This is a genomic window from Vibrio sp. 10N.239.311.G01 (genome assembly GCF_041465805.1).
GTDB lineage: Bacteria > Pseudomonadota > Gammaproteobacteria > Enterobacterales > Vibrionaceae > Vibrio > Vibrio crassostreae_C.
The window spans coordinates 181460-194803 of sequence record NZ_JBFSRM010000003.1; the positions used below are offsets into that span (position 1 = coordinate 181460).

A 13344-nucleotide genomic window follows, 5' to 3' on the forward strand; every position below is an offset into this window, starting at 1 on the left:
TTGAGCATTTACTCTTCATCTCAGAAGTTGGTTATTAATATACCCTAAAGAAAAAAGATTACAAGTATTTTTTGCTATACGTCACATTTTTGGCCATTTACGGTTATTTTGCAAACTTATTTTTGTAATAAAATTACAGAATAGAATTAAACAAACGTTTGCGTGCTCCATTTATAAGCATCAAGGCGCTTAGCTGTGATCAGATGGACAAGATCGCTTTCAAAATTTGAGCTATTTGAGGTTTAGAACCGCTACTCGTCAAAACGCTCAAGTGGTATGCTGTTGCCATCAAAACAGACCCATATTTTAGATTTTTGTTCTAGGCTTTTCCCCATACAAAACCTAAATATATGGTTATTAAATAAAAAAGGAGTCATCCGTGTCTGAATTCCATTCTGAGATCAGTAAATTATCCCCTGCCCCTATCTGGCAGTTCTTCGATAAGATTTGCTCAATCCCACACCCTTCTAAGCATGAAGAAGAGCTTGCTCAATACATTATTGCTTGGGCAACAGAGCAAGGCCTAGATGTACGTCGTGACCCAACGGGTAACGTATTCATCAAAAAGCCAGCAACGGCGGGTATGGAAAACAAAAAAGGTGTAGTGCTACAAGCTCACATCGATATGGTTCCACAAAAGAACGAAGACACAGTTCATGACTTTGCTAAAGATCCAATTCAACCATACATTGATGGTGAGTGGGTTACAGCTAAAGGCACAACGCTTGGCGCTGATAACGGCATGGGCATGGCTTCTTGCCTAGCGGTTCTTGCTTCAAACGAAATTCAGCACGGCCCTATCGAAGTTCTACTAACAGTAGATGAAGAAGCAGGCATGACTGGTGCTTTCGGTCTTGAAGCGGGTTGGTTAGAAGGCGATATCCTTCTTAACACCGATTCAGAGCAAGAAGGCGAAGTGTACATGGGTTGTGCTGGCGGTATCGACGGCGCAATGACATTTGAAATTGCTCGTAATGCGATTCCAGCTGACTTCGTAACACGTAAGCTAACGCTAAAAGGCCTAAAAGGCGGTCACTCTGGTTGTGACATCCACACAGGTCGTGCAAACGCAAACAAACTGCTTGCTCGCTTCCTAGCGGGTCACGCAAAAGAGCTAGACCTTCGCATCGTCGAATTCAAAGGTGGTAGCCTTCGTAACGCGATCCCTCGTGAAGGTTTCGTAACGGTTGCTGTTCCTGCGGCAAACCAAGAAAAACTGGCTTCACTATACAACTACTACACTGAGCTGCTTTCAACAGAGCTAGGTAAAGTAGAAGACAGCATCGTGACTTTCAATGAAGAAGCTTCTGTAGAAATGGGCGCACTTGCGTCAGCAGACCAAGCTCGCTTTATCGCGGCACTTAACGCATGTCCAAACGGCGTGATTCGTATGAGTGACGAGATTGAAGGTGTTGTGGAAACGTCTCTAAACGTAGGTGTTATCACAACAGAAGAGAACTCAATCACAGTACTTTGCCTGATCCGCTCTCTTATCGATTCAGGTCGTAGCCAAGTAGAAAGCATGCTTCACTCTGTTGCTGAACTAGCAGGCGCTAACATCGCGTTCTCTGGTGCTTACCCAGGTTGGAAACCAGACGCAGATTCAGAAATCATGCATATCTTCCGTGACATGTACGAAGGTATCTACGGTCACAAGCCAAACATCATGGTTATCCATGCTGGTCTTGAGTGTGGTCTATTCAAAGAACCTTACCCGAACATGGATATGGTTTCTTTCGGCCCAACCATCAAGTTTCCGCACTCTCCTGATGAGAAAGTGAAGATCGACACCGTTGAGCTATTCTGGAACCAAATGGTTGCATTGCTTGAAGCGATCCCAGAAAAAGCTTAATTCGATAAGCTATGTTTGTTCAGTAAATGGTGTTTTACAGTAAACACCGTTTATCTGAGACAAAATAAAACAGGTACTCAATGAGTACCTGTTTTTGTATCTAATCTTTGTAGCTACTACTTGTGACTAAATAAACAATTAAGCGCGTGAAGCCGCGTAGCTTTCTAGCTCATCAATTGAAGTTTGTGCCACAACTTCGCCATCGATGAAGTACGTCACCATCTCGCCATCACGAACACCGATTAACGTCGCACGCTCACCAGACTGGTAAGTAATGTCCATTTGGATCGTGTTTTCATCAATCTGCTGCATTTGACCTTTTTCGATCACATCTGCACTCGTGATAGGACCCACTGGCGCTTCCGTTAGAGACGGATCAAGTTGGTGGTTGATGTCTAGGTAAGTATCAGTCTTTGTATCAAAGATGTGCGGAGAACCAGTTAGTGGGTTGCTACCCGTCCAGAACTCTAGTGAGTTGAATACCAGGTAATCGGCAGCAACTGTTAGGCCGTAAGCAGGCGCTAGTAGCATGTTCAAGCCACCACGTGCGTAACGGTTATCAACAGCCTTAACGTTAAACTTCATTAGGTAACCGGTTACTGCGTTACTACCAACACAGCCAGATAAAGCGACAGAAACCACCGCCAGTGCAACGACTTTTGAAATTGTTTTTTTCATTTTTATCTCGATATATGAATTTGGCCGCCAAAAAATGGCGATGAATAATACCAACCAACCGAACAATAAATATCAGCGTTAAATCAATGTATTGTCAGGAAATTCACAATTCTAAACCCCTTCTAACTAGCCAAATCAAAAACAGAAACCAATTAAGAAACGCCTCCATAAAAAAGTTTTGTCGTCACCGTAAAGCGATTGATTCGTACTAAAAATCAACGATTGATACATTCCGTGTTAACGAATTATCACCATGTTGAGAACAACCTAAATGGCAAGACTAAAACCTAATCAACCCTTCGAATTACTTGGTTATACTGTTCAGCCAGGACAGAGAATGGAGATTGAACTGCAAGCGGCTCAGCTTTACACGCATTCTCCACTTTCAATCCCGATTGAAATTATTCATGGTCGCCAAGCGGGCCCAACACTGATGGTAAACGCGGCGATCCACGGAGATGAATTAAACGGTGTTGAGATTGCACGACAACTGACCAATGCGATTGATCCAAAGAAACTGAAAGGGACATTAATTGTTGTGCCTATCGTTAACGTATTTGGCTTTATCCATAAATCTCGTTACCTACCAGACCGTCGTGACCTAAACCGTTGCTTCCCTGGCAGTGAGAAAGGATCGTTAACATCACGTATCGCTTACACCTTCTTTGAGAACGTGGCAAAGCACTGTGATTACATTCTGGATCTACACACGGGCGCGATTCACCGTACCAATCTGCCACAGATTCGTGCAAACCTCTCGAACCCTGAGACACTGCGCATCGCAAAAGCGTTCGCAACACCCGTGATTATTGATTCTCCACTGCGCGACGGTTCACTGCGTAGCGAAGCGGAAAAACTGGGTATTCCTGTATTAACTTACGAAGGTGGTGAAGCGCTGCGTTTTGATCACCTCGCGATTCGTGCGGGTTACCTTGGCGTGCATCAAGTGATGAAAGAAATCGGCATGCTGCGCCCTAACCGTAAGAAGTTACCAGAGCCAGTATTGAGTAAATCCACCAGCTGGATCCGCGCTGAATCAGACGGTATTTTGCGTAACATGGTAAGACTTGGCGAACAGGTTGAAGCAGGACAAACCCTTGCTTACATCAGCTCTCCATTGGGTCACCAAGAAGGCCAAGTGATCACAACCAAAGGCGGTATCGTGATTGGTCAGCAAACTCTGCCTTTGGTCAACGAAGGTGATGCTGTGTTCCACATCGCTTACTTCAAGCAAGACGATGAAGAAGTAGGACAATCAGTAGAAAGCTACATTGAAGAAGTGGCAGAAGACGATTGGCTAACTGCACTGAATAACTGATCAGACAATGCTTAACAGTTTAAGAGCTCGACGTTAAAAGCGAGAAGCCAAACCGAGCTCTTAAACACAATAAAACAGAACTCCACAAACTAAAAAGCCCCAAAACACTTTTAACTCGAAAGAAAAAAGTTGTATCGGGGCTTTTTTTTCACAAATCCCTTATCTTAAAATTAAGGGATCTATAAATTAGTCATGCACTGAATTATTCAGCGTCTTGTTGCTCTTCTGCACGAGCTTTAGCGCGCGCTTCACGTGCTTGCTCAGCTTTAAGCTCTTTAGTGTGACGTAGTTCGTCACGCTCTTTACGTTGCTCTGATTTACGCTCGTTACGTTCAGCTTGGTTAGCGATGAAAGATGCTAGCTCTTTCTCTGCCCACTCTTGTGCTAGAGCTTCAGTTTCGAAACCAGACTCACGCTTAGATACTGTAGTGCTGCGAGACGTTACTTGACGAGTAATCTCTGCACACCAACCGTTGCGTTTTTCTGTAAGGCGGATATCAAATTTTTTGTTCTTAGACATGTTCTATTTTTTCCTAAGGGAGATCATTAAGGGATCGGTCAACTTTGATAACTCCATCTAAGTGAGCATCTTTTAACACCATCCCTTGGTAAGCGCGGTATTAGAGCACAAATCAATGAATATTGCTGCAAATATTTGCAGCGGATCACACTCCAATGCTGCAAATCGTTTGCGCCTAATTTCAATCGGTTCATAACTCTCGGTTCACCATCAACTTCTATCCTATTTTATCGATAACAATGAAATGAACTATGCTCAAACAGAGATAAATGAAAGAGATACCTGCTTGCTCAGGTTTATAGACTCTACTGTCTCACCTACTCCGCTCATAATTAAAATAGCTAAGGAGTTGCTATGGATAGCTTCATCAAAAATTTACCCAAAGTTGAGCTGCACTTACATATAGAAGGCACATTAGAGCCAGAGCTGATGTTCCAACTCGCCAAGCGTAATAACCTGTCGATTCCCTTTGAGACCCCAGACCAAGTTCGAGACGCGTACCAGTTCCACAATCTTCAATCCTTTCTCGATATCTATTACCAAGGTGCAAACGTACTGATTCATGAACAAGATTTCTACGACCTGACGTGGGCTTATCTGTTGAAGTGTCAGCAAGATAATGTGGTTCATACTGAGATCTTCTTCGACCCTCAGACTCACACTGAACGCGGCATTGACTTTGAAGTCATCGTTGGCGGGATTACTCGAGCTTTGAATCAAGTGGAGCAAGAGCTTGGTATCAGCAGCCAACTGATCATGTGCTTTCTGCGTCATCTCGATGAAGACAGCGCTTTTGAAACACTCAAACAAGCCCTTCCTTATAAAGATAAGATCATTGCCGTTGGGTTAGATTCATCAGAACAGGGCAATCCACCAGAGAAGTTTAAACATGTATTCCAAGAAGCGATCAACCAAGGCTTTCTGACTGTCGCGCACGCCGGAGAAGAAGGCCCAGCACAAAATATTAGCGACGCACTGAGCTTGCTAGGCATTACCCGAATTGATCATGGCGTTCGCTGTGTAGAAGATGAAGAGTTGATGGAACAGCTAATAGCAAAACGTACACCACTGACCGTCTGCCCGCTGTCGAATACCAAGCTCAAGGTGTTTGAGACCATGCAAGAGCACAACATCGTCGAGTTGCTGAGAAAAGGGCTGTGCGTCACCATCAATTCCGATGATCCGGCTTACTTCGGCGGCTATATGAATGATAACTTCCTCGCCGTCGCCAATGCTCACCCAGTGACCAAAAACGAATTGGCGCAGTTCAGTATTAATGCCATCGAAGCCAGTTTTATCTCGCCTCACGCCAAGGAAGATCTCATCACACAGGTACGCCAATACCTTGCTGCGAGTACTTAATGAGTTATCAAGATCAAAAAGGGAAGCTCTGAGCTTCCCTATCTATATCAATAGATAACTAATTGGCTTAGCCCGGGTGACCATCCACTCTTGGCGTTAACAGCATCATCCCAAATTTCCAGATAAATAGACCGAACGCTAACGTCCATAAACCCGCGCTGATGTTCACCATCTCAAATAAATACGCAGGGAAGAAAGTCACACCTACGCTGCGAACCAAAGCCGCGATAAAAATAGCCGAGAACGCTAACGCCATACTTGGCCCTTTATAGATTGCACGACCCGTGTGCCCCATTGTCACGCGCGTAATCATCGCAAGAATTAATCCACTCAAACCGCCAATCGCAAACAAGTGCAGCATGTTGTGGCTTGCGAACGGGTTGTCTAATAAACCTCGTAGCAGCAAGCTTAAAGGGATGCATAGGTAAGCCGCATGCAGCGACCACACCAAGGGCTCAGATAACGTAGTCCAAGGCTTCCAGCGGATAAAGCGCACCAACTGAGTCACACCTGCAAATACAATCAACTCATTGCCGACTTGAGCAAAGGTCAATGGGAAGAAGCTCAATACAAATAAGCCAACCAAAGGTAGATTCGCTAACCATTCTAACCAAACTAGTGGTTGTGCTTTTTCAAAATCAAAGCGACGCGCAGTGAAGAATGGAATAACTCGCCCACCCATCACTGATAGCAGCAAGGTAAACCACCATAACATTGCGTGCCATACCGCAGACGACGGGAATGGAGGCATCCCCTTAATGGTTGCGTAACTAGCAAAGTTCGCCACGATAGCCAATATAAACAGCGGCACAAAGAATAGATTCTTCCAGCCTTTCGATTTAACAACTCGGAAACCAATTTCGTAAGCGGCGAAGATTAAGAACAACGCCTCAACAGATGAGATCAGCCATAACGGTGCGGGGGTCCAAAACAGAATACGAGGTGCCAACCACAAACCAACCAGTCCAGCTAATCGATAGTGTTTGGTTCCATTGACGCCCGTCCACGTTTGCACCGCAGTTAACACAAAACCGACCACAATCGCCATGGCAAAGCCAAACAGCATTTCATGTACGTGCCACCAAAGCGCCGGTACTTTTAGCATTTCTGGCTGGCCGTTTTGGAACATGATGACCCAAGCTACAATCGCGATCACAGCATGGAGACTGCCTAAAAAGAAGAAAGGTCTAAAACCTAATCGAAGATATGCAGGAATCGCATCTTCTACACTTTTATCTGTGATATTTAACAAACTCGTTCCTCATTTCAGATAACAAGCCAAGAGTGGCTTCTGGGAATTGCTATTTCATAGTCAAATTCATGATGCAGTAATCATCACTGCAATATTTCCTAACGTAATGCATGAAACGCGCCAAAGATATAAAGCCAATAAAAACAAGCAACAAGGAGTCTTTAGGCTTCAAAAAAGTGTCAATAAAACACACCCCACAAAAGTCATTTAGACTCATGAGTGTGTAAAATAAAAAACTACTGACATTTGATGAAGCCAAACATATAGTAAGACTAGTCTCAAATACAAAAGAACAGACAGGGAACGCGATGTATATTTTTGGTTATGGTAGCTTGATCAACTCCTCTTCTCGTCAACTCACAGGTCAAACAGGACAAGCGATTCCTGCGATAGTGCATGGCCTAGTTCGTCACTGGAGTAAGATCGATGACAGCTATGTGTTGTCACCTTTGATCGTAAATCTCGGTGAGGGACAAGTGAATGGAGTTTTACTTGAAGTGGATGATATTGCGCTGACTGAGTTTGATCGCCGTGAGCGTGGTTATCACCGAATCGAATTAAAGGCCTCTCAGATAGAAAGCCAAAATGAGTTTAAACAGGATCAATCGATCTGGGTTTACATCAAAGACGAGATTCAAGCACCTTGCGAAAACAGCCCTATCGTTCAAACCTATGTCGATACGGTATTAGCAGGATGTTTAGAAGTGTCTGAAAGCTTTGCGGCGCACTTTGTTCAACACACACAAGGTTGGCATCACCCATTAGAAAATGATCGCCACCAGCCTAAATACGGCAACCTTGCTGGGGTTTCCGATCACCATCACAGTGTGATTGATGGCTTGATACTAACTGTACGCAGCTAGTTGATTTAGGTTGGTGAACACATTGACTCACCAACCTAAAGTGAGCTTAAACGACACGAATACCTGCTGGCATCGCACGTTCAGGTGTTAGCAATACACTTTCAGATTCATCTTCCGTTTCTGCACAAAGCAACATGCACTCAGAAGTGTGGCCTCTCATCTTCGCCTTCGCTAGATTGCACAAAACAACAACCTGCTTACCCATCAACTCTTCTTCTGTGTAGTAAGGGACTAGGCTGGTCACCGTTTGCAGTGTCTTGTCACCAACATCCACTTGCACTATGTAAAGCTTGTCGGCGTTTTCATGACGCACAACCTCAATGATCTTACCCACACGCATTTCTAACTTAGCAAAGTCACCATAAGAGACAGTATCCATTTCTCACTTCCTATATTGGTTTATTTTCACTCATTAAATCATTTACTAAAATTAAGTAAAATGTAAATGTTTACACTAGCATTAAGCCTAATAATTACAAGCGGTAAAGATCTCATTACTGGAAGTAAAATGAGAGTTTCGTTGCCTTACTATCATTGTCGGTGTTAAATAGATGAAGCAATGTATAGAGGTTAAAAATGGCAACAATTAAAGATGTAGCAAAGGAAGCTGGTGTTTCTGTTGCAACCGTATCTCGAGTGATCAACAAGTCTCCCAAGGCGAGTGCAAGCTCGGTAGAGTCTGTAACTAAAGCGATGTCTAAACTTGGCTATCGACCGAATGCCAATGCTCGAGCGCTGGTAAGCCAAAGCACGAACACTGTTGGTGTATTGGTCGGTGACATCTCCGATCCCTTTTTTGGCACGCTGGTTAAGGCTGTCGACAATGTCGCTCGTGAGAACGGAAAACATATCCTTGTCGGTAATGGCTCGCACGATCGTGAAGAAGAGAGACAAGCGATTGAATTGCTGATTAACAGCCGTTGTGACGCCCTGGTGATCCACTCTAAAGGCCTCACCGACGAAGAACTGATTGCCTATGCAAAAGAGGTCAAAGGCTTAGTACTGATCAACCGTTATATTGCTGAGATTGCCAACCGCTGTATTTTCTTAGACAACAAAAAAGGTGCGTATCTTGCGACGGAATATCTGATCCGCCATGGCCATAAGAACATTGCCTGTATCGCCTCATCGCATAGCATTGAAGATGCCGATGAGCGTATCCAAGGTTACTTAGCGGCACTCTCAGATTACAAAATAGCGCTCTCTGACAGCTATATTGAATACTCAGCGCCGACCAGTGACGGTGGCGAATACGCCATGACTAACCTTCTGACTAAATCACTGCCAATCACTGGCATTGTGGCGTACAACGATTACATGGCAGCAGGTGCTTTGTCTGTCCTTGATGAAAACGGTATTCAAGCGCCGGACAAAATGTCGATCATCGGTTTCGATGATGGTTTGATTGCCCGCTATGTTCATCCAAAGCTCACCACTATTCGCTACCCGATTCAGATGATGGCAGAGAAAGCGACACGACTCGCGTTGCACTTAGCCAAAGGTGAAAACACCTCAACTGAACCAATGATGTTCTCTCCAACTCTGGTACGCCGTAATTCGGTAGAGAAAGTCTAGGTTCTGGTCGACTCATCAAGCAATAAACAAAAAAAAGCCCTAACAGAATCGCTTCTGTTAGGGCTTTCCTACCTTACTCAGATACTCAACAATCGCGCTTAATAAACCGCACTCTTGTTGAGCGCCACTTTTGCTCATCCCCCAAGAACAACGCGATAATTCACATCGTCCTATTCACAAACAAAAGATATTGACGTAACCGCTTTGAGCTAGAGCGTACTAGTTTGAAGAATCCCCCGAAAATTCAAACTGGTAACAGGTACTGTAGTTATATTCTTGTTCAGGCTTGAGAATACAACTGTCCTGCTTCCACTCTGGGTGGTTAGGAGAGTCAGGTAAGAACTGGGTTTCTAGCGCCAAACCAGCGTAGTCTTCATAGCTGCCACCACTTCGGTTTGGTGTGCCACCAAGCCAGTTTCCGGTGTATAGCTGCATCGCAGGTTTGGTTGAAAATACTTTTAGTGTGACGAGCGCATCCGGTGAGGTTACGGTCGCGGCGCATTGAGTGCGTTTGCAGCCATCAGCCAATAAGAAAGAGTGGTCGTAACCCTTTGCTGCTTTCTGCTGTTCATCGCCCAACAAACGCTCTGAGATCATCATAGGCTGATTGAAGTCAAAGCTGGTCGATTTCACTGATTTAAGGTTACCTAACGGAATACCCACCGAATTGGTCGGTAAGAACTGATTAGCATTGATACTGACAATGTGTGACAAACAATCGTGTCCAGCTTCAGCGCCAAGTAGATTGAAGTACGCATGATTCGTTAGGTTGACTACAGTCGGCTTGTCTGTGGTTGCAGAGTAATTAATGGACACTCGATTGTCTTCGGTGATGTCATAACGTACCGACACATTCAAATTCCCCGGGAATCCTTGGTCGCCATCAGCAGACTCTAGACTGAACACCACTGACGTTTCGGTTTGCTCGGCAATATTCCAACGGCGTTTATCAAATCCGTTCGGGCCACCATGTAAGGTATTGCCCGCTTGGTTGGTTTCCAGCTTGTAATTCTGACCATCAATTTTGAAACGACCATTAGCAATGCGGTTAGCATAACGGCCAACGGTTGTGCCCATATAGCTGGCTTGTTTATCGAAGTTCTCCATTGAGTTAACACCCAACAACACTTCTCTTTTGTTTCCCTTTACTGGCAGGATACAGCTCAACCATGTTGCACCAATATCCATGAATGTCACTTGAATGCCATGCGTATTTGATAGCGTCACTAACTGAGCGGGTTGGCCATCATAGGCTGGAGTCTGCGCCATGGATTGATGCAGGTTTTGCTCTTGTGTCATTCTAAATTCCTTCTAGTGCCAGTAAAAAGCCTCTACCTGAAGTAAAGGCTTTAGCATTTGGCCTACCATGATCTTTTTACTTGGTAAGCTCTATATTAAGTCTCGAAGCCGTTAGATTACTTCAACTAAGCCTGCTCCGTCTTTCGCTTGGCACACATAAATAGATTCTTTTAGCCCCGTCGCCGCTTGATATTTCTGTTCAACGGTTGTTTTGATTTCATCAACCAATGCAGGTGGAACCAATGCCACAATACAACCACCGAAACCACCGCCAGTCATACGCACGCCACCTTGTTCACCGATCACTTCTTTGACCATATCAACCAGCGCATCAATCTCTTTCACCGTGATTTCAAAATCATCACGCATTGATGCATGCGATTCAGCCATCAACTCGCCCATACGCTTCATATCATGAGTGCGTAGAGCTTGAGCCGCTTCAACAGTACGGTCATTTTCAGTAATCACGTGACGAGCACGTTTCGCGACCATTTCATCCAATTCAGACTCTTTCGCTTTGAATTGCTCAATGGTCACATCACGAAGTGCCGGAACACCAAAGATGCGCGCCGCTTCTTCACACTGTTCACGACGTGTGTTGTATTCGCTGTCGACTAAGCCGCGTTTCTTGTTTGAGTTAATGATAACCACAGCCATATCTTCTGGCATTGAAACCGCTTGAGTCTCTAGGCTACGACAATCCAAAAGCATCGCGTGGTTTGCGCGACCTTCTGCAGAGATCATTTGGTCCATGATGCCGCAGTTACAGCCCACAAATTCGTTTTCGGCCTGCTGACCATTTAGCGCCACTTCAGCTTGGCTGATCTCTAGGTTATAAAGCACCTTGAATGTTTGACCAATCACCACTTCCAGCGCCGCAGAAGAACTTAAACCTGCACCTTGAGGCACGTTGCCCGTTACAGAGATGTCTGCACCTGTAAATTCAAAGCCGCGACCTTTTAAGCACTTCACCACACCACGAATGTAGTTAGCCCACATCTTGTCTTGTTGGAATGTGATCTCTTGAGTTAAATCGAACTCATCGACTGCATTACCGTAGTCCACTGATACTACGCGAACAATGTTGTCGTCACGCTTAGCCGCGGCGACTACCGTTTGGTAGTTAATGGCACACGGTAGAACAAAACCATCGTTGTAGTCAGTGTGCTCGCCGATCAGGTTCACACGACCTGGTGCTTGGATAATATGAGTCGCTTGGTAACCAAGGACTTGCTCAAAAGATGCTTTCACGTTTTGGATTAGGTCAGACATAAGTAAACTCTCTGGTTAAACTCTTTGTTCAATTGGTTATGGCCCCTTCACGGCACCACTTTAATTCTTTTAGATTCCCTATCTCATTCGTCTCTCACGGTAGGGAATGACAACATCAGCCTTTCACCTGCCGTCATTCCAGAATCGAGGGACGAGATATCAGGAATCTTGCTTGTTATCTACGAAGTAACGTATTACTGCTCTTTGTAATGCACGTCACTCAAGTCGCGCAGACGCTGTGCCGCTTGTTCTGCAGTTAAATCACGCTGAGACTCAGCCAGCATTTCGTAGCCGACCATGAACTTACGAACCGAAGCACTGCGTAACAGTGGCGGGTAGAACAACGCATGCAGTTGCCAGTGATCGATGTCGGTGCCTTCTTCGAAGAACGGTGCATAGTGCCAGCCCATTGAGTAAGGGAATGAACACTGGAACAAGTTGTCGTAACGACTGGTCAGCTTCTTAATCGCAAGCGCTAAATCATCACGCTGCTCGTCAGTCAGTTCGCTCATACGGCGAATGTGTGTTTTTGGTAGCAACATGGTTTCAAATGGCCACGCCGCCCAATAAGGAACCACAGCAATCCAATGTTCAGTTTCAACCACAGTGCGAGAGCCGTCTTTCATTTCAGCTTCAACGTAATCCACTAAAAGATTCGAACCTTGTTGTTCGAAGTACTCTTTTAAGAGTTTCTCTTTGCGTTCAATCTCGTTGGGCAGAAAGCTGTTCGCCCAAATTTGACCGTGTGGGTGAGGCTGAGAACAGCCCATGGTCTCACCTTTGTTTTCAAACGCTTGAACCCACAGGTAGTCTTTACCTAGTTCTTCAATCTGTTCATTCCAGGTATCGATAACACCACGGATCTTGTTTACCGGAAGCTCCGGCAGCGTTTTGCTGTGGTCCGGAGAAAAACAGATCACGCGGCTCAACCCGCGAACACCTTGAGTCTTGAATAGAGGGTTATCAGACTCTGGAGCGTCAGGTGAATCAGGCATCAACGCCGCGAAGTCATTACTGAATACATAAGTGCCGTCGTAATCTGGGTTTTCGTCGCCCGAGATACGCGTATTGGTTGGGCACAAGAAACACTCTTTCTCATACGCAGGAAGCTGCGCAGTCGATGGTTTTTCATCTTGGCCACTCCAAGGACGTTTTGCTCGGTGCGGTGATACTAAGATCCACTGACCCGTTAATGGGTTATAACGACGATGCGGGTGGTCTACTGGGTTAAATTCAACTTTTGACATGTTTAGATTGCTCTCAAATTTTGTGTCTTGGTCAATTCACCAAGATGAATAATTCTTCTACAAGGAGATTCCCTATCACGCTCGTGCCTCGCTGTAGGGAATGACG

Annotated in this window: 12 protein-coding genes; 5 read left to right on the top strand and 7 right to left on the bottom strand. The window is 45.0% G+C overall.

Annotated elements, in window-relative coordinates; translation table 11 throughout:
* Window positions 1–379 precede the first annotated feature (379 nt).
* Window positions 380–1852 (top strand): aminoacyl-histidine dipeptidase, encoded by a 1473-nt coding sequence (locus AB6D06_RS03675; RefSeq protein ID WP_017060790.1) that lies wholly within the window; start codon window positions 380–382, stop codon window positions 1850–1852.
* A 138-nt stretch (window positions 1853–1990) separates the two neighbouring features.
* Here AB6D06_RS03675 and AB6D06_RS03680 read toward each other — a convergent pair whose 3' ends face one another.
* Window positions 1991–2530, bottom strand: a complete 540-nt coding sequence (locus tag AB6D06_RS03680; protein WP_017066819.1) for a DUF3332 family protein — start codon at window positions 2528–2530, stop codon at window positions 1991–1993.
* A 271-nt stretch (window positions 2531–2801) separates the two neighbouring features.
* Here AB6D06_RS03680 and AB6D06_RS03685 point away from each other — a divergent pair, with 271 nt between their 5' ends.
* A complete protein-coding gene (locus tag AB6D06_RS03685) occupies window positions 2802–3848 on the top strand; it encodes a succinylglutamate desuccinylase/aspartoacylase family protein (protein WP_017060792.1) in 1047 nt (348 codons plus the stop codon).
* A 202-nt stretch (window positions 3849–4050) separates the two neighbouring features.
* Here AB6D06_RS03685 and AB6D06_RS03690 read toward each other — a convergent pair whose 3' ends face one another.
* A complete protein-coding gene (locus tag AB6D06_RS03690) occupies window positions 4051–4368 on the bottom strand; it encodes a DUF3622 domain-containing protein (RefSeq protein WP_017069509.1) in 318 nt (105 codons plus the stop codon).
* 354 nt (window positions 4369–4722) lie between these two features.
* On the opposite strand from AB6D06_RS03690, the gene AB6D06_RS03695 reads away from it, so the two are divergent.
* Complete coding sequence (locus AB6D06_RS03695) at window positions 4723–5730, top strand: adenosine deaminase (protein ID WP_017069510.1); 1008 nt, start codon at window positions 4723–4725, stop codon at window positions 5728–5730.
* Between the two features lie 67 nt (window positions 5731–5797).
* Here the strand turns inward: AB6D06_RS03695 and AB6D06_RS03700 are convergent, their stop codons facing one another.
* Window positions 5798–6982: an NnrS family protein gene (locus AB6D06_RS03700; protein ID WP_372099651.1), complete on the bottom strand. Its 1185-nt coding sequence runs from the start codon at window positions 6980–6982 to the stop codon at window positions 5798–5800.
* 308 nt (window positions 6983–7290) lie between these two features.
* On the opposite strand from AB6D06_RS03700, the gene AB6D06_RS03705 reads away from it, so the two are divergent.
* Window positions 7291–7845 (top strand): gamma-glutamylcyclotransferase family protein, encoded by a 555-nt coding sequence (locus AB6D06_RS03705; RefSeq protein ID WP_004734419.1) that lies wholly within the window; start codon window positions 7291–7293, stop codon window positions 7843–7845.
* A gap of 46 nt (window positions 7846–7891) precedes the next feature.
* Here the strand turns inward: AB6D06_RS03705 and AB6D06_RS03710 are convergent, their stop codons facing one another.
* Window positions 7892–8224 carry a tRNA-binding protein gene (locus tag AB6D06_RS03710; protein ID WP_017060796.1) on the bottom strand — a complete coding sequence of 111 codons (333 nt, stop codon included), beginning with the start codon at window positions 8222–8224 and terminating at the stop codon, window positions 7892–7894.
* A gap of 197 nt (window positions 8225–8421) precedes the next feature.
* Here AB6D06_RS03710 and AB6D06_RS03715 point away from each other — a divergent pair, with 197 nt between their 5' ends.
* Complete coding sequence (locus tag AB6D06_RS03715; protein WP_048605550.1) at window positions 8422–9420, top strand: substrate-binding domain-containing protein; 999 nt, start codon at window positions 8422–8424, stop codon at window positions 9418–9420.
* A 219-nt stretch (window positions 9421–9639) separates the two neighbouring features.
* Here the strand turns inward: AB6D06_RS03715 and galM are convergent, their stop codons facing one another.
* From galM to AB6D06_RS03730, 3 genes are all read right to left on the bottom strand, one after another.
* Window positions 9640–10719, bottom strand: a complete 1080-nt coding sequence (gene galM / locus AB6D06_RS03720; protein WP_017063325.1) for a galactose-1-epimerase — start codon at window positions 10717–10719, stop codon at window positions 9640–9642.
* A 111-nt stretch (window positions 10720–10830) separates the two neighbouring features.
* Window positions 10831–11991: a galactokinase gene (gene galK / locus AB6D06_RS03725; protein ID WP_017060799.1), complete on the bottom strand. Its 1161-nt coding sequence runs from the start codon at window positions 11989–11991 to the stop codon at window positions 10831–10833.
* Window positions 11992–12185: 194 nt separating this feature from the next.
* Window positions 12186–13238 (bottom strand): UDP-glucose--hexose-1-phosphate uridylyltransferase, encoded by a 1053-nt coding sequence (locus tag AB6D06_RS03730; RefSeq protein WP_052878877.1) that lies wholly within the window; start codon window positions 13236–13238, stop codon window positions 12186–12188.
* Between the last annotated feature and the right edge of the window lie 106 nt (window positions 13239–13344).

What these genes read in the sequence shown, in the direction of transcription:
- AB6D06_RS03680 (WP_017066819.1), bottom strand. Translation starts at nt 2,530, where the DNA reads ATGAAAAAAACAATTTCAAAAGTCGTTGCACTGGCGGTGGTTTCTGTC.
- galK (WP_017060799.1), bottom strand. Translation starts at nt 11,991, where the DNA reads ATGTCTGACCTAATCCAAAACGTGAAAGCATCTTTTGAGCAAGTCCTT.
- galM (WP_017063325.1), bottom strand. Translation starts at nt 10,719, where the DNA reads ATGACACAAGAGCAAAACCTGCATCAATCCATGGCGCAGACTCCAGCC.
- AB6D06_RS03685 (WP_017060792.1), top strand. Translation starts at nt 2,802, where the DNA reads ATGGCAAGACTAAAACCTAATCAACCCTTCGAATTACTTGGTTATACT.
- AB6D06_RS03705 (WP_004734419.1), top strand. Translation starts at nt 7,291, where the DNA reads ATGTATATTTTTGGTTATGGTAGCTTGATCAACTCCTCTTCTCGTCAA.
- AB6D06_RS03690 (WP_017069509.1), bottom strand. Translation starts at nt 4,368, where the DNA reads ATGTCTAAGAACAAAAAATTTGATATCCGCCTTACAGAAAAACGCAAC.
- AB6D06_RS03730 (WP_052878877.1), bottom strand. Translation starts at nt 13,238, where the DNA reads ATGTCAAAAGTTGAATTTAACCCAGTAGACCACCCGCATCGTCGTTAT.
- AB6D06_RS03715 (WP_048605550.1), top strand. Translation starts at nt 8,422, where the DNA reads ATGGCAACAATTAAAGATGTAGCAAAGGAAGCTGGTGTTTCTGTTGCA.
- AB6D06_RS03710 (WP_017060796.1), bottom strand. Translation starts at nt 8,224, where the DNA reads ATGGATACTGTCTCTTATGGTGACTTTGCTAAGTTAGAAATGCGTGTG.
- AB6D06_RS03695 (WP_017069510.1), top strand. Translation starts at nt 4,723, where the DNA reads ATGGATAGCTTCATCAAAAATTTACCCAAAGTTGAGCTGCACTTACAT.